Source organism: Rhodospirillales bacterium (assembly GCA_016712595.1).
In the GTDB taxonomy this organism is placed as follows: domain Bacteria; phylum Pseudomonadota; class Alphaproteobacteria; order Rhodospirillales; family Defluviicoccaceae; genus Defluviicoccus.
In genome coordinates this window covers 1-21,360 of record JADJQT010000004.1, presented here as the reverse complement: position 1 = coordinate 21,360, position 21,360 = coordinate 1, and the positions used below count along the sequence as shown (strand labels likewise).

The following is a 21,360-nucleotide window of genomic DNA, read 5'->3' as shown; positions in this document are numbered from 1 at the left end:
CGCGCCGGGGGTCCCGATTGAACGCCGATCACCCCGAACACGGGGTCCTTATTCCACGCCGATTCACACGGTGGCCGAGATAGTCCTGAATGAGGCGCAAGTCGTAGCCGCGGTTCGCGAGGTAAAAGCCGCAGGAGTGTCGCAGCATGTGCGGGTTCACCGGCGACAGTCCGGCGCGCCGGGCCGCGGTTGCGACCAGGTAGTTCACCGACTGCCGGGTGAGCGGCTGCCCGCGTTCGGAGATGAACAGCCAAGGCAGAGGGTCGGACCGCGTCGCGAGATAACGCCGGATCGCGCGCAACTCGTCGCCGGGGATCGGCTGCTCGACCGAGAGGCCGTTCTTCAGTCGCCGCACCCACAAGCGCGATCGGTCGAGGTCGACCTCGTTGCGGCGCAGGTCGACGGTCTCGCTCACCCGCATCCCGTGCCGATACATCATCAGGACGAGGAGGTGATCGCGCACGCCGTGTCGGCCTGCCTTCGCTGCCTGGAGGAGGGCGGCGATCTCGCCCTCGGCGAGGAAGTTCCTTTCCCGCTCGTGCCCGTCCGCGGTGCCGGACGCGTCACTCTTGACAGTTCGCCCGCTGGACGGCGGTGCCGGCATCACCACAACCCCTTGCCGGCTCGACGGACAGGGTGGCGCGTTCTTGACGAAACGCGCTTTCTGTAAAGAGTCGCCGCGGCTCATGCGGCCTGCCTGATCTCGAGATCGAGCCGGTGGTCCATGTCGAGGTCGAAGGCACCGTAGGGCGAGACGTGCCCCCAGAGCAGCGGCGTCAGCCCGCGCATGTCGGCCTCGGTCATGCGTGCCCACCAGGCGGGTTCCGCCAGCACGCGCTGGAGCATGAGCGTGTTGACGTAGACGAGGCACGACTGGAGCAGGTGGAGGGCGGCAACCGAGACGTGCTGGTCGTCAACGCGGCTGCCAGCCACCTCGCCGCCGCGGCCGAAGAAGATGAAGCCATTGGCCGAGTTCCAGGTCTCCACCACGTTCAGCCCCTCGTGGATCTCGCGCCTGAGCCGCTCGTCGCGAAGGTAGCGGCAGAGGAAGACCGTCTTCATCGCCTTGCCCAGCTCGGCGAGCGCCCGGTAGGTCGGGTGCTGGACGTTGCTCCTTGTGAACCGCCGCAGGATGGTTTCCGGGTCAGCGGTGCGCTCGATCAGTGCAGTGGCGTAGCGCACCATCTCGTCATACTGCTGCTCGATCAGCTCCCAGTCGATCGACCGCGTCAGGATACAAGACAGGTTCGCGTAGGCGCCTGCCATCCCGACCTCAGGCAAGTAGAGCCGCTGGGCGGCGATGTTCTTCAGCCTTGGTAGCAGCTGAAAGCCGAGGAGCTTGCAGAAAGCGAACGCAATCTCGCTCTGCCCGTGGCTGTCGACGTAGGTTCGGTCGATCTCGGCGTCGGTATCATGCCTGAGCACCCCCTCGATCATCGAGGCGACTTCGGACGACGAGCAGCGCTTGAGCGAGGAGTGGATGCACACCGAGCCGGTGTCGACGTGCCAGTAGATCATCACCCCTCTTCCGCCGTAGCGGGCGTGCCACTCGGTCACGAGGTTCAGATCGAGTGCGCCGAAGTGGGTGGAATCAGCCGCGCACGCGGTCGTGCCCTCGCCCCAGAGCGCCGGATCACGGACGGCGAGGGTGGCATTCACCACGCGGCGCGTCGCGTCCCGCAGTGATTCGGCATCGACGTAGCGCCTTTGGGTGTGCAGCAGTTCCTTATAGGAAAAGCCGTGATCGCCGACCGCCAGGCGCTTCAGACCGGCGTTGGTGCCGAGCCCGTAGAGACAGAGGAGAAGCCGGCGTCGCACCTCCTCCCTGTCGGTCGCCTCGCGCGAGGCCGCGGTCGAGAACGCGTCGGTGAAGCGGATACGGAGATCGGCTTCCTTGAGGATGTCGAGCAGCCCCGTCATCGGCCAGCGGCGACCGAGCTCGGCCCGCACTGCTTCCAGGCTCGGCGGCTCGGGCTGCGGCTCCAGCGGTGTAACCGCGATCGGATGCCGGCGCCACGGCTTGAGCCGTACCTGCGAGTTGCGCGGCATGGTGCGGTTCAGCTCGGCCAGGGCCTCGGTGATCTCCGCCTTGGCGGCTGCCGTGAACGCCTGTGCGTCCGTCGGCAATCCAAGCCGCTCATAGCAGCCGGCTCTGCGCTCGGCGTAGTCGGCGGGCAGGTCCTCGTCGGGGTTGCGGAAACGGTGTGCGCCTTCGACCCAAACCTCCTTGCAGCGCAGCTTCTCGCGCAGCGTCTGGAGAATGCAGATCTCGTAGTTGATGCGGTTAATTCGCATACCGCCGTCGGGCGCCTCTTCGATGACGATGTCGCGCCACTTCGGCCGCACGACTCCCTCAATCGGCACATCGCCGCAGCTGAAATACTGCCGGCCCTCGCCTTCGGCCGCGCGCACGCGCTGCAACGCCTCGATGAGCGGCCGGTGCGCTCCGTTGTTCGAACGGAAGTCCAGGGCGGCGAGCAGTTTCGGCATCATGCGCCGGTAATAGGAACCGTAGGACGCGCGCACCGCGGTGTGGACACGGCGCGCCGGTGTCGTGCCGGCAGCGATCGCCTCCTTGACCAGCGCCTGGAAGGTGCGCTCGTCGACGACCGGGAAGATCACCTCGCGCACCACGCCGTCGGGCGCTTCGGTGACGGCGGATGCCACCTTGAACAGGATGCCGGTCTTGCCGCGCACCGTGCGCGCCTCCTCGATCAGTTCAGCCACGACCTTGCGCTCAGCCCCCACCGTGATCCGGTGGGTGATGAGGATGAGCAGCTCCACCAATCCGTCCACGATCTCTGCTTCGCGTGGCAGCACCCAGGCAGCGAGCAGCGGCAAGCGAATCCGCGTCGGGTGGCGCCGCAGCTCCCACGCGCTTTCGACCGCCGCGCGCCGGCGCAGCCGCTTGGCCGCGTCAGGATGAAGGCCGGAGAGCAGATCGCGCGGCAAACCTATGCCACGCACCAAGGCGAGCTTGTCGATTTCGGCCAAGAGGCTGTCCAGCCCGACCTTGCCGGGATCGGCCGACAGGCGGGTATAGGGCGTACCCGTGCCGTCGTCGGCGAGCAGCGCATCGAGACGCTCGTGTGCGGTGTCGTCCAGGCGACTGGCAATCCTTGCCAACACTGCATCGTCATGTGCGGCACGCGCCGAGCGCACCAGGCGGTCGAGCCGGTAGCCGCCGGGACGCAGGATCCGCTCTCGCGCGAACCAGCTGGCGACCGCTTCCTCCAGTGCCAACGGAGCAGGCTCAGCGGGCAGGCAGTCGGCGAGCAGCCAGGTGCGGAATGCGGCCTCTTCCTCTTCGCCAAACTCGCGCACCGCCAGGTGGGCGAGCACCATGCGGCGGTGCCGACGCCCGGAGCGGCCGGCGAAATCATAGCCTTCGAGAACTTCGGCGGAAACGCCGATCTGACGGGCGAGATGCTCGACAACGGCGGGCGCGATATCCGCCTCAACTTCAGGAAAGCGCGCGTGCTCTCGCCAGAAGGCGAGCTGACACATCAGGCCGAGCTTCGCCTGCTCCCCGTGGTCGACTGTGAGCTTGAGATCGCCGGCACAGAGCGTCCAGCGGGCGGCGAGTTCGTCCGTTGACCACAGCCGCTTCATTGGCATGCCCCTGACTTAGCCGCGACGGTGCGAGGCTAACCCGGATCAGGAGAGCGGCGAAGCTATATGGCCAAAACGCACAGCTTCGCGGTCACGGGGCCGAAGAGGCGCGATGACCGCCCCTACCACCGCGAAGCCGACGGGCTCCGCTTGTTGCGGAGCTCCGCCCGCCGACTTCGCTCCGAGATTTCACACCACCCGAGCGGACGCTACCGTATGTACTCCACGCCATCGCCGCCCAGGCCTTCCACCAACGGCGTATCTTCCACACAGGACTACTCGCATTACCGATTTGGCTTTGAGTTCGCTTCCATACCTCGGTTTTCTTTAGATAGGCGTTGAAGTTCGGCTTTGTAAGGCGCGGGCCTTTCATCTCCCAGACCTCGGCAGCCGCTTGGTTGGCCCGAGCCTCTTGCTCGAGCGGTTGACAGACATATAGTTTAAACCAATCGTTGGGCAAAGGTGTTGTTATCGAGTTAAATTTCCTTTGCAACTTTAACTCATATGCGAATTCTTTTCTCATTTCCTTCTCTTGTATTTTATGAGTGTATTCATGTATTAACACTCCAAATATTACACGGCTTATTTTAGCAATTTCATCATTTGTAAACTGACTAGTCACAAACCGCAAATTTGGAATACTTATTTCTATAGCAGATGTGGCCTTAATTAAGCTCATATCTTTGTAACAACCCCGTATTGCTGCCAAAGTTACCTGGATTTTTTTAAGCCTATTGGACTTCACAATTCCATTAGCAAAATCATTGCCCACGGATATAATCCATAATTTTTTTTTAAGATCATTCATTATTTCATGAACGACCCTGCGACCTTCTTTGAATTCCATCCTTGTTAGCCAAACCATAGGTTTTGCCTTTTTCTTCGAGTGCTCAAGCCGTCAGAACAGTGTGCAACGTTACACGCTGTTATCAAGCAAGGGGTTCCGAGGGCATTTGGACACCTCGAAGAACCCATTGCTGATGGCGGCGGGAGGCTGATCGCGGTTGCCGTGGCTCGATAGCGGCGGCTGCTTGGGGTGTCCGCCCTGCGTTTGGCCCTTCCCGGGCGCCGCGCGCCGCGCCCTGGGGCGATGGCCGCCGCCTTCATGCGACAACTCTGCTTTCGATCCATGCGAGGCGGGTGAAGTTGTAGGCGAGGTTGGCCAGCGCCAGCTTCGCTGTGGCGCGGGCCTTGCCGACGGTGCGGATGACCAGGTCGAAGCGGCGCTTCTGGGCGGCGAAGACGTGCTCGACGCGCGAGCGGATGCGGGCGTGCCGCGCGTTGCCGCGGGCGATGTGGCGGGGCATCGGTTTGCCCCTGGGCTTGGCGCGCTGGAACTCGGGCTTCAGGCCGCGCCGCTCCAGTATCTCGATGTTGGCCGCCGAGCGGTAGGCGGTGTCGGCCCAGACGGCGCTCGCGGTGTTGCCGGGATCGAGCACCGCAGCGAGCTGGGCGCCGTCATGGGCTGCGGCATGGGTGACGGTGAAGCGGCGCACCAAGCCGTGCTCGCGGTCGATGCCGACATGGTTCTTATAGCCGAACATCGGCACCGCGATCTCGGGCGCCGCGGTGCGCGCCGCGCCACCGCCGGGCGGGGTGGGCTTCCTCTTGCCGCGCTTCAGCGTCCAGCGGCCGTCGCGGTCGATCTGGCGGGTACGGGCGTGCTTCCAGTCCTCAGGGATGCCGCCGCCCTTCACCACGTCCTTCTCGGCCTGCGTCAGCCGCGGGCGGCGAGCCTCGAGGATGGTGGCGTCGACGATCTGGCCGCCCTTGGCGAGGTAGCCGCGCTCGGCCAGCGCCGCATCGAAGCGGGCGAACAGCCGCTCGAAGGCGCCTGCGCGGACCACGGAACAGCCAGGTCGTCTTGGCGTCGGGGACGCCGTCGTGCAGCGCCAGCCCCGCGAAGCGCATGAACGACAGCCGGTCGCGCAGCTGGTATTCGGCCTGGTCGTCGGACAGCGTGTAGAGCGTCTGCAGCACCAGGATGCGGAACATCAGCACCGGATCGTAGGGCGGCCGACCGCCCTTGGCGCGGTCGCTGCGGCCGAGCGCGGCCTCGAGTTCGGGCCGGAACAGCTCGAAGTCCACCACCGCCGCCAGCCGCTCCAGCGGGTCCCCCGCCGCCGAAAGCCACTGAAGCCGCTCGTCCGTGTCGAAGAACCCGCCCTGACCCGCCATCGCCGCCCTCCCTGCCGTCGCAGCGATACGGAATCACGCCAAGCCGCTCAACGCCATGAGTTTTTCGAGGTGTCCATTTGTTTCACAACACACGCTAAGCACTCAGGGCGGGGCGCCGAGTGTGTGTGCGAGTTCGCGGTAGAGAGTTGATCGACCGTGACCCGGACGGCTTCCTATCCCTGCGAATCAACGCCGAGCCTGGCTACCGTGAATCTGTGCCCCAATAATGCACTGGGGCCATCTGGTGCGCCTCGGTTGACACAGCGAACTGGGGTGGTGGGCGAATCCGGCTCAGCTTCAAAAATGCGGGCTATGGATTCACCAGCTACGAGCTGCCGGGCTATCGTCGTTCTAAGGTCACCCGCAGGCGATGTGCGCGCGCTCTAAACGCCTTCTCCCCCCCTTCCAGAATGTCGCAAACGGAGGTCCGGATGTGCTCGCTCTCCAGCCCTCCGGACGTATAGGTTATTGGGGGCAGATGGCCGGCGAGATTAGGACCGACGCTTGCGATGATGATTTGGTCCGCATCTGTATTCACAACCAAGTTGGCGTTGTGCGTAACGATGATCACCTGCCGCTTGCGCTTGGCTTCAAGGAAGAGGCCGACCAATTCGTCAAAGATCGATTTCGGGTCCAGGTTTTCTTCCGGCTGATCGATAATCAGCGGCCGGTCGTCAGCGTCGTCGAGTGCAAGATAGAGAAGGAGCAACACGATGCCGCGCGTGCCTGGCGATAGCTTGCGAATGTCCACGCCGTCGTAATCGACGCTGTAGTGGATGGTGATATGATCGGTGCTGTAGAGCCATCGGGCGAGGCGCTTCGCCCATGCGCGATAGTCGGCTTGGTCGCCCCGTGGGATCTGCGAAAGCTGCTCTTCTAGGATCTCCGAGCGGAACGTCACCATAGCGCCCGCGACTAACTGTGCGTCGCCATTCTCCCAAGCTTCTCTCAGGAGCTTCTGTACGGCGCGTTGCGCTAGCGTTCCCCGACCCCTGAACGGACCCTGCCGGCGAAGGTCCAGCAGGTCTTCGCCCCGTTTCGCCCATTGCTCGACGTCTGCCACGCGTTTGACGGTGAACGAGAGCTTGCCAAGCGCACCGGAGGCGCCAGACACGCGGGCCATCAGGGGGGCATAGAGGGCGGTGAGGACTTCCTGCTCTGCCAACACCGCGTCGAATACCCGCACATAGCCTATCTGGCGGGCCGCGTTAAGCTCGGTAACGCGCTGCTTTGCCTGTTCGCAGTCCGCAAGCTTCTCCTTTATGCGCTCCAGCGCCGCCGTCTCTTCGGCAATCCTCTTTGAGATCGCCGCGAATTTGGCCGCCATCTCACGGTCGCCACCAACGAGTTTTTCCAGGCGACCGATTTCCGCTTCCAGAGTGGCAAGAGGTGTGCGTTCGAGGTCGGCCGTCTCATCGACGAACGGAGTCTGAAGATCGTCGGACGGGAAGGCCGTGTGCCCTTCCAGCTTTTCACGTTCGCTTGCGTTCGCTTCAAACCCTCGCTGATGAACGCGTCTACATCGCCGGCATATTCCAGCAGAAACGTAGCCCACTCTTCGTCCTTTATTCGGCTAGACGCGTGGCGCTCCTTCATACGCCGGAGAGTTTCCGGCGCCTGGTTTTGGCGAACGTCCGCGACTTCATCCCTCATCGCCAGAAGCGCCTGCTCTTGGTTGCTGAAGAAGCGTATGTAGCCGCGCACCTTTTCGGCTGCCTTGGTTACAGTCTCCAGTCTTGCCAACCGGTCTTCGCTACCCTTTGCGACCAATTTGCCGCGATCTGCTGTGTACTGAGTGATGAGCCGGGTCTTCTCCGCGAGCTGGCTTTTGATAACGGGTACCTGCTTGTCCTTCTCAAGCTCGGTTCCAATACGGTCAGAGATGGTTTCAAGGGCTTCTTCCTCACGCTCGCGCGCCTGCCGATACCGGCCGCCTTTAGTTCAACAAGCTCCCGAAAGTCGATCGCACCATCACGCGCCGATATGTCGTGGGCTTCGAAAATGACCCGCTCGATTTCTTGAAGCAGGGCATCCGTCATACCGTCCGAAGAACAGAGGTCTTCAACGAACTGTTGAGAGAGATAGCGTGCGCGCGGGAACTCCGCACTGAACACGGGCGGCACGCTGTCGAGGGCACGAGTCATGGGCTCGGCGCTGCCCTGCCATGTAAGCCTGACCGAAGAGCCGTCAGATGTTCTTGCGCGCGTACCAGGAAGGATTGCTTGTTAAGACGTTCCCAGGCGGCATCGCAACCCGCTGCGATGATATCGGCAAGTGCTGTTTTTCCGGAACCGCGTGGGCCAATGATGGCGACCAGACCCGGATTCAGCCGAAGCGTCGTCGTGGTTGTCCAAGACGCGTTGAGAATGCGCACTTCGTCGATCACCTGCGACGGCATGGCGCCGGTCGGCGGTTCTTCACCGACATAAGCGCGCCCGGCCGGATCGATGCAGGTTTGGCGCAGGGCGTCGAAAACAAGCTCGCCCTTGACCCAGCAATAGCGATTCTGGTCCGGCGCCCCTACGGACGCATGACCATGGGCATCGCTGCCGTGGAGACAGGGTTTGAGGCTGTCGTATCGCTGGCGAATCTCCTCCGGGCTCAAGGCAGCCGCGCCGAGCCAGTAGTCACGTTGTTTTGGGCTGCTGCCGAATATGACGTGTGCGAATTTATCGATCTCTTCCCGCAAGATGGCGTCGGCTGCGTCCCGCACTCCCGACGAGCCGTCATGCATGCCGCCCGCGACCGCAACAAGGACGTTGCGCTGTGCCCAAGCACTCGCTTTGTAGGCGGTTCGCAGCTCGTCGAGAGACACCTTGAACTGCTGACAGCCTTGCTCAAGTGCAGCGACTTCATCCTGCAACGCCGGCTTGCTGCGCCGACCTAGTCTGATCAGGTCATCCCGACTGCAACAGAAGGAATCGTCGAAGGCGGCAAACCGGAGCCGTGCAAGGAAGCGCCTCAACTCCGAGAGGTGATCGGGCTCTTCAGGGCTGATCAGCAGATGTATGTTGACCCAAGCGCCTTTGACCGTGCCGATGCCGAGCCGCATTTCGACGTTCGGGAAGATGAGATCGCAGTCGGGCAGTCGGCCGCTCGCCTTCGCGGCGCAGACACGTTCATAGCCATCCGTGGCGTAATAGTCGGTGATGCCAAGCACCCGGATAGTCGGCCTGGCGGACTCAAGCTTCTGGAGGTAATCGTCCCATCCGTTTTCTCCCCCGAATTGGTCGTTGAGAACGGTGCCTGGGGCGTGGATGTGCGGGTCCCACCTGTACCATAGAGGATGCCGGCGGCGGCCGCGCGCCGGCGGATCATGCGCCAGGCGTCCGGCTGACTCATGGGCTGCCCGGACAAAACCGCGGCATTGTGTCCACGAGACGTGCGGAACAGCCAGCCTTTGCGATCCTCGGCGATGCCGGCGGCGGCGATATAGGCGTGCAGCGCCTCGGCGAGCGAATGGTGGCACGGCATGGTGTGATGCTTGCCGCCTTTCTCGTGCAGCCGGAGCCGCCAGCCCGCGCCTTGCGGCCGAAGATCCTCCACCTTCATTTTCAGCGCGGCGGTGATGCGCGCGAAGGAATAGGTGAGAGTGGCGATCAGCGCCCGGTCGCGCAGGTCGCGCACCGTGTCGGTCGGGATGCTGTCGAGCAGCTTGCGCCAGTCGGCGGCGTCGAGCACCGGCGTCTTGCCGGTCTTCACCACATGCTTCGGGCCGCGCACGGCCGATGCGGGGTTTGTCGGCACCATCTGGCCGGTGATGAGCCAGTCGAAGAGCATGCGCACGGCGGCGAGCTGCTGCTTCACGCCCGGCGGCGAATGGGTCTGCTGCAGCGCCTCTATATAGGTGGCGACGTCGAACGGCCGGATCGCGGCCAGCGTCAGCCCGCGATCCTCGCACCAGGCGAAGAATTGGCCGCAGGTGCGCGCGTACGCCCGGCGCGTGTTGGCGTTGCGGATGTTGGCGGTGAAAAATTCGAGGTAGCGCCAGGCGGCCGGATCGCCGGCGTCGGCGATCAGCGCCGGCACCAGGCGGGTGTCGGGAAGCGGCGTGAGGGCGCCGGGTTTGAGGATCGCGGGGAGCCGGTCGGGGGGTGTCATGGCTCCTTCCCTACCCCGATTCTCACGCATGATAAAGGACGTTATCATGCGTGAGATGCCGCGGTAATACGCACCGCGGCGCGCGCAGGCTGCGCCGGGCTCAGTTTTCCCCGCCGCGGAACCGGATGTTATTGGAAACGCTGAAACCGTGCCTGCTAGGGCCTTGGAATCATTGGCTCTCGCCTTTTGCAAAATCCTATTGCATAATCCCCCCATGAAAATCGGCTACGCTCGCATCTCGACTGACGAGCAGTCGCTTGCCTTGCAGCGGGATGCGCTGACGGCTGCCGGGTGCGCCGAAGTGTTCGAGGATCGTGGTGTGTCGGGGGTCGTGACGAACCGGCCAGGTCTTGACGCGGCACTTGCCCGCATCGGGACCGGCGATATTCTCGTCGTCTGGAAACTGGACCGACTCGGACGGTCGCTGCCGCATCTGATCGAGACGGTGCGCCAGCTTGGTGTGCGCGGGGCCGGGTTCGCGTCGCTGTCGGAAAGCATCGACACGACGACGGCGGGCGGCACGCTCGTTTTTCACATGATGGGCGCGCTGGCGGAATTCGAGCGTGCGTTGATCGTCGAGCGGGTCAACGCCGGTATCGCGTCCGCCAAAAAGCGCGGCAAGCATGTCGGGCGGCCACGTAAGCTGACGCCCGAACAAATCGCGCATGCACGCGAGGCTATTGACGGCGGCTTGCAAACGCCCGCTGGCATGGCCGGTTTGCTTGGGGTCGATTACTCGACCCTGTGGCGGTCGATGCGGCGTCTGGAGGCGAACGCCAATGGACGCTGACGAAATCGATTGGGAGTGGCAGGAAATGCGCCTGGACGTCCGCCTGAGAGATAGCGACGGCGATGCGTTCGAGACGCTTTTCCAGGACATCGGAAAAGCGCTTTGGGGCAGCGCATTCCATCCGACAATTCCGATGGGAAGCCGGGGCGATCTCAAATGTGACGGGTGGCGATCCGATGTCGGCCACGTCTACCAGTGCCATGGCCCGCGCTACGGGCAAGCGAACGTCCGCGATGCGCTCAGAAAAGTTGATGAGGACTTTAGGGGGAGCGAAAGACCACTGGAAGGAATTGCTGAAAAAGTGGTGGTTCGTCGTCGGCCTCTACAGGGACAATATTCCGTCCGAAATCTCTCGTCTGATGGCGCAGCTGTCGAACGAGCTGGAGGTTCCTTCGGAGATATTGCACCGAGGCGATATCATCACTTTAGCACGCGGGATCGATGCCAAACTCCGTGCGAAGATGTTCGGCGGGCGTGCTCCTAGCAGTGGCGACATGATCCGGCGAGCAACATACGCTAACATCGGACGCGCGCTCGCCTACATCCGCGCCGACATTACCAGTTCGCCGCTTGAGTCCATCCCACTGCCTACGGCTATCGATGCGAAAGTGGCATTCAACATGCTGCCTGATAGCGTGCGGCACTTCTTCGGTATGAGTGCCGCCGCGGCCAAGCGCGTGGAAAAATACATCGAGGATCGCGCCGACCCGAACGAAGGCGCACGCATGGCCGCTGGCTTTACGGCGCGCTATCACCTGCTGCGGTCTGAGGGCGCGGAGCCTGCCGCCGCCTATCAGCAATTGCTGATTTTTGCAGGCGGAGCCACGGGCGATCCGGACAGGGAGGTCGCGGCGCTCGCTATCGTCACGCATTTTTTCTCAACGTGCCAGATTTTCGACCAGCCGCCGGAGGCAAGACGCGATCCTGCCAGCCGCAACATCGCACCGGATCGCGCGCTACTGACGATTGGCGCTATCATCTTCGACCGCCTTAGCGAACCTATGACCGTTTCCCGACTGTGGGACGAGATTCGGGAGCTTCACCATAAGCGCCCCATCTCATACGTCTGGTTCCTGCTGTCCGTCGACTTGCTGTTTGTCATGAACCTTGTGTGGTTCGATCAGGACGGCTTGCTGAGACGCAGCGTTCAGCGGGTGGTGGTCTGATGCTTTACCGTCTCTCAGCGGACCGCCCGTCCTTCAAGACAATCGGGTTTCGCAAGGGCTTGAATATCGTCCTTGCGGACCGCCAGCTTCCGCCGGACGGAGACGAAAAAGCGCCGCAGCGGCGCGCGGAAATGGCGCTGGAAAGTCAGCATCATAGATCTCGTCCACTTTCTTTGGCGGGAGATGCGGAAGGTGCTCTAAAATCAAGGCGCTAGGCAACTGGATCTTTGAGTTATCCATCGATGTCGGCGATGAACGCCTGGCCGTGCGGCGTGGACCTGCAAACCCGCGAGTTTCGATACGGAAAGACGGGCTGGAATTTGTAGACAGCACAGATGCGGAAGAACTCACGAACGCGGCTTGGACAGGCCGTCTCGGAAAGGCATGGTTTCAACTCAACGGCAGCAGGCAGCCTGGTGCCGCTTCCTTTCGCCAGCTGATCTCATACTTCGCGCGTCGGCGACGGGACGGCGGCTATGACGATCCCGTTCGCACATTCCGGGCACAGGCGAACGCGGTCAGTGAGACGAACCTTGCCGTTTTGTTTGGCCTCGATGCCGAAGTGGTTCGGCGGTTTCACCGGGCAAAGAATGCCCTGAAGCAGATTCAGACCGCGCAAAAGGCCCTTCGCGACCTTGAGAGGACGGCGCCAGCCGGAACGGGGCGCGTCGATCTTGAAGCCGCCTTATCCGCTCAGATTGCAGCGGCGACGTTAGCGCGCGACCACCTGGATGAACGTATTAAGAGCTTCAACGTGCTGCCGGTTTTTCGTGAACTTGAGCAGGAACTTGCGACGCTGAATGAACATAGTCGCGACCTGTCCGACAAGGACGTGCTGGACCGCGAGTCAATCGACGCCAATAGGCACGCCCTTGAGGCGGAGGAACAGGACCGTGCGCCACGCTTGGAAGCCCTCTTTGCCGAGGCGAAGATGGTGTTCCCCGATATTGTCAACCGACGCTACGAGGAGGTTGCCCGCTTCCATCATCAGCTGATCGAAAATCGTCAGGCTCAATTGCAAAGCGAGATTGTGAGCGCGCAACGCAGGATCGAGGAACGGCGGCCGGACAGGGGCAGGTTGAGGGTTCGACGCCGCCAAATCACCGCCGCCCTCCGCACTGGCGGCCCTGCTGACGAACTGCTGCGCCTGCGGGATGAGTTGTCGCAAAAGGATGGCGTCGTTTGCGCGCTGGAAGCGCGGCTGAACGAAGCGCGCAAGTTGGAAACGCAGGCCGAAGAAAAGCAACAAGAAATTGAGGACGCGACACGCGCGCTGCGCCAGGACCGCCGGGAACGTTCAGCCGTCGCAAATCAAGCTAGCCGCACCTTCTCCGAAATTTCCGAGCGCCTTTACGAGACGCCCGGCGAGCTGGCGATTTCGGCAAACGACCAAGGACTTCGGTTTGTGCCCAGCATCCCGTCCTCGCAAAGCGCGGGGGTGATGAGCATGCAGATTTTCTGCTTCGATTTCACAATGGCTTCGCTCTGCCGGAGCCGGGGCATGGGGCCAGGCTTTCTCATCCATGACAGCCATTTGTATGAACCGGTTGATGGGCGGCAGTTTGCACGGGCGCTCCGCATTGGCGCGGAATATGCCGAGGAAATTGGCATCCAATACATCGTAACCCTCAACTCGGATGAGCTTGCTCGGGCTGAAACCGAAGGCGGCGAGGATTCCGCAGCTTCGTCCTGGCCCCGGTGCTTTCGGACGCGCCCGAGGGAGGGTTGTTCGGCATAAGGTTCGACTGAACCACTGCATCAGAATTTTGCATCGGCAAGGCCCAAAGGATTCAAGGCTCTAGGTCTGATGCGAATATGTTGATTTTTGCACATAACGGCTCTAGTGATACAGATACACTTGCAAAAAGGTTTTTATTCCTATAATATGGAAGCGTCGTTGATTCAGCCCCGTGCCCTTCATGGCACGGCAACCCCTGATGGTGCTACGGCATCTTGACGACCGCGCCCGCCTTAATAAGCAATTAAACTTAGTTTTCCTGTAGAATCAGGATGTAGCGTCACAATCCAATAATTCGGCAATATCTAGAGAACTCATTCTCATTGGCAAAACATAGAGAAACCACCGGATTGATAAACCATTTTTAAAGTGCAAGGGTGTGACTATACCGTGGGAGCCACAACAGCCGGGGGAGAATGTGAATGGCCGAACCTGCTGCACGACAGCTGTCGCCCGTCATCACGTCGTCATTCACAATGGTGAGACCGAAAGTTTTCACGGCCATGCTGATCCCGGTCGCTCCGCTCGGTGCCTCCCGGTCGATCCCAGCACAGGTCGGAACCCCCACAACGTTTCCACCAGTTCAACCGGTGGTCGGGAAAGAGCACCCTCACGAAGGCTCCATCTCAACGGACGAAGGCAAGCCCGTTAGGGGGATGATGAATGATCCCACCGTTGAGAAATGATGTCCTGTCTAATTACAGGCTCACCATTTGGCCCATTGCCCATGTAGGCAAACCGTTGTTCGTGTAGAAATTTGCTGCTAAGCCTGCCGCTTTCTATAAAGACTATCGGCATGGTATGCTTTATCTGTGCCATTTTTATGGTCTGCGGGTCTATTACGTCTGTATTTGGATCAATAGCTTTAGCCATTAGCTCGCCAACACAATTATATGGTATATGGTTTTGTAATTCTGCCTCATAATCTTTATATAAATTCCACATCGCAGACTCTAGACCAGCCGGCAACTCCGTTGTTACCTTGAGCTTCAGTTCATTTTTGGCTTCAGCTCGATTTATTGGGTGGCCATGAAAATACAATTTACTAGCCATATTTTCTATTATTTCATCTATTGAGTGCTCGTCTCTCTCTTCGCGCATATGTGTGCGAAGTATCTTCCGCGCTATAAGTCGCGTCTGCGAAATGAACCTTTCAACATTTCCCAATGCTAATGGATGCACTTTGTTTGCCAAAATTTCTATGGTTTTAACAAGCTCGTCCTCATGTGTAATCCCAACAGTAGATTTGATAAAGCTTACATATGCTTTCACATCTTCAACGCTTATGCCAAGTCGTCTTCCCGTTCCCTGCTCCATTGGATTGAACTCGTTAGACACTGTCGGATCGATTGGCCCCATTTCAGCGAAGGGATGCATCACAATCTCGTCTGCCCCAAGAGCGAGAAGTGTTGCGGCACTGTAAGCTCGATATGGGATAAGGACGCTGAACTTTTTGGCGTATTCACGAAATAGAGAGACGAGTCGCCAAGGCACTGTGCCTGCGCCACCGTTGCTACACAGAAAAATATCAAGATTATCTACTGGTTTTGTTGGAAGAAGTAGCAAATGATCGAAAAATACGCGAATAGCATCTTCGCTCATTTGAGCGCTTACGTTTGGCCGTATGCTAGTTAAATAAGATATTACGTGTGATCCTCTGGATCTTTCAATTTCTTGTATGAGATTTAATCTATCTGCGTATGGCATGTTCTGTCCGGTGAAATAGGTGATGACCGCAATGCTCAATGAGCATTGTCTATAGCATAGTTATGCCAGAAAATGAGTTTTTGAAACCACTGAATCGCGCCGGGGCGCCATCGGCCCGTCCACGGCGCGGAGGCCTCGGGAGCGGAGGGGCGCGTCAGGGGAGGGGATCACCCGGCTTGCAGGGAGCGCCGTGACCGAAAGCGGGGGACACCCCGGACGCGGGCGAAGCCCTTGCCCCAAAGCCCTGAGGTGCGCCGTAGGGTCCGCGCCTATCGAGGCAACCGGCGGCTTCACGCCGTTATGGGAGACATGCGCCCGACATGCAGTTGCGTTGCCTGAACGCACTTCACGGATAGCGACTCGGCACGCACGTTGCTTGTATCAATGCGGGAACATCTCTTTCGGAGACTCGGGGCATGGCAAAGGGGGGGAGCCTGGCGGCGTATGTCCGCCGGCTCCGTTGCAAAAATCCGGTCGGGTCGCGTGAAGGCCCGATCTCGTCACAGGCTCACGCATAGACGCCGAACAGCCGGTTGACGAAGGACCCCTCGGTTCCACCGCCCACCGCTTCGATCCACAGCCTGAACTGGCCTTTCTTGAACATCCGCATGACCTCGAAGCCCTTGATCGTCGCGTAGGCCGTCTTCATCGACTGGAAGCCGAGCGTCGGCTTGATCAGGCGCTTCAGCTTGCCGTGGTCACCTTCCAGGCGGTTGTTGAGATACTTCACCTGCCGGTGCCGGGTCTCTTTCGGCAGCAGCCCCTCCTTCTTCAATTCGGCGATTGCCTCACCATAGGCGGGGTTCTTGTCGGTGTTGATGACCCGTGGCGTCCAGTCCCGGCTGCGGCGCAGCGCCTTGGCCAGAAACCGCTTGGCCGCCTTGGCGTTGCGCCGGTCGGCAAGATAGAAGTCGAGCGTCGCGCCACCTTTGTCGATTGCTCGGTACAGGTATTTCCACTGGCCCTTGACGCGGATGTAGGTCTCGTCGACCCGCCACGAAAAGCTGATCCGGTTCCGATACCACAGCGTCCGCTTCTCCAGCTCCGGGGCGTAGCGCTGTACCCAGCGGTACAGCGTCGTATGGTCGACGGCGACGCCGCGCTCGCCCATCATCTCCTCGAGGTCCCGGTAGCTGATGCCGTAGCGGCAGTACCAGCGCACGCACAGCAGGATCACCTCGCCGGCAAAGTGCCGCCATTTGAACTCACCGGCCACGGTCAGCTCCCGCCGATTTTGCTCCCGGCACCGAGAATCTTCCCTCGCCACGTTTTTTGCAACGGAGCCAGTTCCTGTCCCCACACCGCGGCGACACGTCAACGGCGCGGTCCGAGACGGGCACCGGAAGCCGTGACTCAGCCCACTCGATAAGGTCCCAGGAACAGGTCGCCCAGGGCGCGGCGCAGAAGATAGGTGATCCGCCGCTGCGCCAGGTGATGCGGCCGGTCGTGCAGCATGTGGCAGCGCTGGCAGAGGCTGCGCAGGTTGCGCAGCCGATTGTTGCGCGGGTCGTGATCGAGATGCGCGGCGGCGAGAACGACCCGCGTCGTCCGCTGCCGCGTCATCTGCTCGAGGTCCGCCAGCGGGCGAGCCGACCCTTGCCGTCGCGCCACGTACCCTCGGCCGGATCGAACCAGCGGCCGTCCGGCAGACAGCGGACGATGGTGGCGTGCGGCCGGCCGCAGCCCTGACACCGCCCGCCGGCCCGCTCGAAGCGGACGCGCCGGCTGAGCTCGGGCCAGTGCCGGGGATAGAGACGGCGCAGCTCGCGGCGGATCGGCATCCCCTACTCCGCCGCCCAGCCGGGCTCGGTGTCTCGCGCCCGCATGATCGTCTGCCGGCTGGTGGCGAACTCACGCGCCAGCGCCGACACGCTCGCTCCCTCCCGCAAGCGCAGCGCGACAGTCTCGCGCTGCGCGGCAGTCAGCGTGGCCGGCCGGCCGAGCTTCCTGCCTTCGGCCCGGGCCCGGCCGAGGCCGGCCTGGGTGCGCTCGACCAGGAGGTCCCGCTCGAACTCGGCGACGGCGTTGATCACGCCCATCGTCAGCTTGCCGGCTGAGCTGGTGAGGTCGACGCCGCCGAGTGCCAGGCAGTGCACCCGCACGCCCATCTCCGCCAGCTTCTTCACCGTGGCGCCGACGTCGATGGCGTTGCGGCCGAGCCGGTCGAGCTTGGTGACCACCAGCACGTCGCGCGCCTCCAGTCGATCGAGCAGCCGGGCGAAGCCGCGACGTTGTGTTGCGGCCACCCGCCGGAGACGGTCTCGGCGACCACGCGCCGCGGCTCGACCTGGAAGCCGGCGGCGATGATCTCCTGCAGCTGGTTCTCGGTCGTCTGGCCGGTGGTCGACACGCGGAGGTAGGCGAAGGTGCGCGGCATCGACGATTTCCGTACGGAATCGATGTCCGTAATATACACCATGTCCAAAACACTGCAACCCTAGTTTTTGCACAGGGCTGCGGATGGTGTCCGAAAACGATCGATTTAGGACGGGCAAGCGAGAACCCGAGATCCTCGTCAGCCAGCGGACGCGCCCTTACCGCCTTTGCCGTTCTTGCGCCATAACCGCGACCACCACCCTGATTTCGTCGCCGACATCGCTTCAGCGGCTGCTCTGAGCCTTTCCGTAATCCGGGCGAGATCCTGCTGCCAGCCGGCGTTGCTGGGATCCGCCTGCGCCAGCCACTCGGCAATGGCCAAGCTGGCCCGGTAGGCGGTGAGCGCGTCGTCGAGCCGTCCCTGCGCCGAGAGCACGTCGCCGACCTTGTTGTGGCTCACCGAGAGGTCGCGCTGCCAGCCGGCGTTGCTGGGGTCCGCTTGCGCCAGCCGCTCGCGAATGCCCAGGCTCGCCCGGTAGGCGGTGAGCGCGTCGTCGAGCCGGCCCTGCGCCGAGAGCACGTCGCCGACCTTGTTGTGGCTCACCGAGAGGTCGCGCTGCCAGCCGGCGTTGCTGGGATCCGCCTGCGCCAGCCACTCGAAGATCGCCAGGCTCGCCCGGTAGGCGGTGAGCGCGTCGTCGAGCCGGCCCTGCGCCGAGAGCACGTCGCCGATCTTGTTGTGGCTCACCGAGAGGTCGCGCTGCCAGCCGGCGTTGCTGGGATCCGCCTGCGCCAGCCACTCGAAGATCGCCAGGCTCGCCCGGTAGGCGGTGAGCGCGTCGTCGAGCCGGCCCTGCGCCGAGAGCACGTCGCCGATCTTGTTGTGGCTCACCGAGAGGTCGCGCTGCCAGCCGGCGTTGCTGGGGTCCGCCTGCGCCAGCCGCTCGGCAATGGCGAGGCTGGCCCGGTAGGCGGTGAGCGCGTCGTCGAGCCGGCCCTGCGCCGAGAGCACGTCGCCGACCTTGTTGTGGCTCACCGAGAGGTCGCGCTGCCAGCCGGCGTTGCTGGGATCCGCCTGCGCCAGCCACTCGGCAATGGCCAAGCTGGCCCGGTAGGCGGTGAGCGCGTCGTCGAGCCGGCCCTGCGCCGCGAGCACGTCGCCGACGTTGTCCTGGCTCACCGAGAGGTCGCGCTGCCAGCCGGCGTTGCTGGGATCCGCCTGCGCCAGCCACTCGAAGATCGCCAGGCTCGCCCGGTAGGCGTTGAGCGCGTCGTCGAGCCGGCCCTGCGCCGCGAGCACGTCGCCGACGTTGCCCTGGCTCACCGAGAGGTCGCGCTGCCAGCCGGCGTTGCTGGGGTCCGCCTGCGCCAGCCGCTCGGCAATGCCCAGGCTCGCCCGGTAGGCGGTGAGCGCGTCGTCGAGCCGGCCCTGCGCCGCGAGCACGTCGCCGACCTTGATGTGGCTCACCGAGAGGTCGCGCTGCCAGCCGGCGTTGCTGGGATCCGCCTGCGCCAGCCGCTCGCGACTGGCCAGGCTCGCCCGGTAGGCGGTGAGCGCGTCGTCGAGCCGTCCCTGCGCCGAGAGCACGTCGCCGACCTTCTCCTGGCTCACCGAGAGGTCGCGCTGCCAGCCGGCGTTGCTGGGATCCGCCTGCGCCAGCCGCTCGGCAATGGCCAGGCTCGCCCGGTAGGCGGTGAGCGCGTCGTCGAGCCGTCCCTGCGCCGAGAGCACGTCGCCGACGTTGCCCTTCCATAAGCTTGCAAGGCGTCGCCGTGAAAGCTCGAGACCCACGCGGCACGGGAGGGATGGAGCGCCTCCGGATCGCCGATGTCACGCAGGCAGACGATCGAGTCCTGGATGCGACCCCGGTTTTGAAGGTCCTGCACCAGCGGGGCGAGCAGGTCGAAGCTGCGATCCACTTCGCCAACCTGTCGCAGATGAAAGGCACCCTCGATGTTGTCCTGCCAGGACGGTGAGCTGGCAGCCACGGCTTCCAGGTGATCGCCGGCGCGGCGATGGCCCTCCTGTTTCAAAACCTCGGCGCGGTCGCTGCGGCGCTCGGCGAGAGCCCTGATCGTCGGATGCACCTCGTAAGTCGAGGTCCATCCGCCGTCCGGCTTCGGCTCGCGAATTTCGCTCAGCAGGCCGGTGGTCCGCAGCTTGTCGATCGGCGCATCGGCACCCTCGCCACCCAGCGCGGCCAGCAAGGCGCGATCGCCCGGCCGGCGCAGCACGCTCGCCCGCACCAGCAGATCACGCGCCGGCGCATCGAGCACGCGATCCCACAAGGCATCGAACAGCAGGTTTTCCGAGAGCTTGACGTCGAGCTCGGGCAGCACGCGCGCGATGATCCGGGTCCGCTCCTCTTCCTCGCTCAGACAACCGGGTTCGAACGGGCCGTTGTCGTATTCCCAGGCGAGAACGGCGTCTGCGATCAGCGCATCCAGGAACTCGACCGCCCGCGGGTGGCCGGCCAGCCGGTCCACCAGCCAGGCCCGGTTGCCTTCCGTCAGCCGCCGCAGGTTCGGAAACCACGGCAGCATCCGCCACAAGGCGTCGGCCGGCAGCCGGTGGAACGGCACCACCGCCCCGAAATCCCGATGCCGATACCGGGTGGACGCGAGCACCGCCAGCCGCCCGGACGCGCGCTGCTGCAGTCCGCGCAGCCCCACCCACAGCGCGGCACAGGCGGGATCCCGCCAGGCGGCGAAGTCCTCCGCGCCGGCGTCGTGCGGGCCGATCTGCAGCGATTCCAGGTTGTCGAGGTAGACGACCAGCGGCGGGAACCGTGGTTGCAGCAGGATTTCCAGCAGGAAAAGCAGGCGGGCCGCTGGCTCGCGTAGCTGCTCCTGCTCGGCCGCGAGCCTGTCGACGCTCGCCAGCACGCCGTCCCAGGCGGGGCCGACGAGCGTTCGGCCGGCGTCTTCGAGCTGCCGCAGCAAGCCTTCGACGGACCCGGCCATTCCTTCGACATCGGCGCACCACAGGGCCAGCGGCTGCCAACCGAGGCGGGCATAGACCTTCAGCGCTTCGGCGCAGAAGGCGCTCTTGCCGAGGCCGCCGGTACCCTGGACGACGTGCAGATGCCGGCCGGCCCGCAGGTCGCGCCGAAGCGTGTGCATCTCCTTGCGCCGGCCGACGAAGCCGGCCTTCAGGATCTGGCTGCGGCTGCCCGGATAGGCCTCTTCCCGGCGCCGCTCGGTGGTCTCGAAGGCGACCGGCGGAGCCGCTTCGATCGTCTTGCCGAGCGGATGGTCCGGCCCCCGCTGGTAGAGCACCATCTGCGCCCAGGCATAGGCGAGCGCCCCACCCGAACCGGCCGCATCGCGCGCCGGGCTACGGCCGGCCGCCGCCGGGGCCTCGCTCATCGCCATGCGCGCGGCGCGGACCGCGTCGCGGGTCCGCCGGCCGAGTGCCAGCTCGGCATAGTAGGCGCGCTCTGCACGGGTCGAGAGATCGTCCAGCACCGGACCGAAGTAGCCGACGACCTGGGTGATGCCGTCGCGGTGCAGCGCGGTGGCGACGGCCGGGAGGGGAGAGTCCTCCGCGGCCGGCGGCGCATCGCCGCCGTGGCAGCAGGCGAGATAGAAGAAGCGCGGCAGCCGCTCCGGCGCGCGTCGGCGGATTTCGGTGAGCAGGCTGTCGATCGGGACGTCGCGCGCTTCGCCGTAGTCGTCTTCGAAGACGAGCACCCCGGGTCCGCCGTGGCCGGAGAAGTGCACGCCGACCGGCGGCGGATCGCCGCGACGCA

At 63.2% G+C, this 21,360-nt stretch carries 10 protein-coding genes and 5 pseudogenes; 3 read left to right on the top strand and 12 right to left on the bottom strand.

The genetic code is table 11. The features are described 5' to 3' along the window. Window positions 1–28 precede the first annotated feature (28 nt). From IPK66_17425 to IPK66_17400, 6 genes and pseudogenes are all read right to left on the bottom strand, one after another. Window positions 29–604: a tyrosine-type recombinase/integrase gene (locus IPK66_17425; GenBank protein ID MBK8176967.1), complete on the bottom strand. Its 576-nt coding sequence runs from the start codon at window positions 602–604 to the stop codon at window positions 29–31. A gap of 80 nt (window positions 605–684) precedes the next feature. Then, complete coding sequence (locus tag IPK66_17420; protein MBK8176966.1) at window positions 685–3,612, bottom strand: Tn3 family transposase; 2,928 nt, start codon at window positions 3,610–3,612, stop codon at window positions 685–687. Window positions 3,613–3,703: 91 nt separating this feature from the next. Then, on the bottom strand, window positions 3,704–4,459 hold the full coding sequence (locus IPK66_17415) for a hypothetical protein (GenBank protein ID MBK8176965.1): 756 nt from the start codon (window positions 4,457–4,459) through the stop codon (window positions 3,704–3,706). A 256-nt stretch (window positions 4,460–4,715) separates the two neighbouring features. Continuing rightward, a pseudogene (locus tag IPK66_17410) lies at window positions 4,716–5,790 on the bottom strand (transposase). Between the two features lie 340 nt (window positions 5,791–6,130). Continuing rightward, window positions 6,131–9,115, bottom strand: a pseudogene (locus IPK66_17405) (AAA family ATPase). Next, a pseudogene (locus IPK66_17400) lies at window positions 9,073–9,891 on the bottom strand (tyrosine-type recombinase/integrase). Before IPK66_17400 ends, IPK66_17405 begins: the two co-directional pseudogenes overlap by 43 nt. Before the next feature lie 214 nt (window positions 9,892–10,105). On the opposite strand from IPK66_17400, the gene IPK66_17395 reads away from it, so the two are divergent. Both IPK66_17395 and IPK66_17390 read left to right on the top strand, forming a co-directional pair. Further along, window positions 10,106–10,681: a recombinase family protein gene (locus tag IPK66_17395; GenBank protein ID MBK8176964.1), complete on the top strand. Its 576-nt coding sequence runs from the start codon at window positions 10,106–10,108 to the stop codon at window positions 10,679–10,681. An 890-nt stretch (window positions 10,682–11,571) separates the two neighbouring features. Then, window positions 11,572–11,847 carry a hypothetical protein gene (locus tag IPK66_17390; protein MBK8176963.1) on the top strand — a complete coding sequence of 92 codons (276 nt, stop codon included), beginning with the start codon at window positions 11,572–11,574 and terminating at the stop codon, window positions 11,845–11,847. A 14-nt stretch (window positions 11,848–11,861) separates the two neighbouring features. On the opposite strand, the gene IPK66_17385 is transcribed toward IPK66_17390, so the two are convergent. After that, window positions 11,862–11,999 (bottom strand): hypothetical protein, encoded by a 138-nt coding sequence (locus IPK66_17385; GenBank protein ID MBK8176962.1) that lies wholly within the window; start codon window positions 11,997–11,999, stop codon window positions 11,862–11,864. Window positions 12,000–12,112: 113 nt separating this feature from the next. On the opposite strand from IPK66_17385, the gene IPK66_17380 reads away from it, so the two are divergent. Next, window positions 12,113–13,585, top strand: coding sequence for a DUF2326 domain-containing protein (locus tag IPK66_17380; GenBank protein ID MBK8176961.1), 1,473 nt, complete (start codon window positions 12,113–12,115; stop codon window positions 13,583–13,585). Window positions 13,586–14,233: 648 nt separating this feature from the next. Here the strand turns inward: IPK66_17380 and IPK66_17375 are convergent. The 5 genes and pseudogenes from IPK66_17375 to IPK66_17355 form a co-directional block, all read right to left on the bottom strand. Continuing rightward, the gene (locus IPK66_17375; protein ID MBK8176960.1) at window positions 14,234–15,331 is read right to left on the bottom strand and encodes a hypothetical protein; all 1,098 of its coding nucleotides are present in this window, start codon (window positions 15,329–15,331) and stop codon (window positions 14,234–14,236) included. Between the two features lie 469 nt (window positions 15,332–15,800). Further along, complete coding sequence (locus IPK66_17370) at window positions 15,801–16,514, bottom strand: IS6 family transposase (GenBank protein ID MBK8176959.1); 714 nt, start codon at window positions 16,512–16,514, stop codon at window positions 15,801–15,803. 131 nt (window positions 16,515–16,645) lie between these two features. After that, window positions 16,646–17,073 (bottom strand): annotated as a pseudogene (locus IPK66_17365) (hypothetical protein). Window positions 17,074–17,076: 3 nt separating this feature from the next. Continuing rightward, a pseudogene (locus tag IPK66_17360) lies at window positions 17,077–17,669 on the bottom strand (recombinase family protein). Window positions 17,670–17,807: 138 nt separating this feature from the next. Beyond that, window positions 17,808–19,340: a tetratricopeptide repeat protein gene (locus tag IPK66_17355; protein MBK8176958.1), complete on the bottom strand. Its 1,533-nt coding sequence runs from the start codon at window positions 19,338–19,340 to the stop codon at window positions 17,808–17,810. Window positions 19,341–21,360: the final 2,020 nt, after the last annotated feature.

Coding starts and splice junctions, on each gene's coding strand:
- IPK66_17425 (MBK8176967.1), bottom strand. CDS start 604: ATGCCGGCACCGCCGTCCAGCGGGCGAACTGTCAAGAGTGACGCGTCC.
- IPK66_17420 (MBK8176966.1), bottom strand. CDS start 3,612: ATGAAGCGGCTGTGGTCAACGGACGAACTCGCCGCCCGCTGGACGCTC.
- IPK66_17415 (MBK8176965.1), bottom strand. CDS start 4,459: ATGGAATTCAAAGAAGGTCGCAGGGTCGTTCATGAAATAATGAATGAT.
- IPK66_17395 (MBK8176964.1), top strand. CDS start 10,106: ATGAAAATCGGCTACGCTCGCATCTCGACTGACGAGCAGTCGCTTGCC.
- IPK66_17385 (MBK8176962.1), bottom strand. CDS start 11,999: ATGCTGACTTTCCAGCGCCATTTCCGCGCGCCGCTGCGGCGCTTTTTC.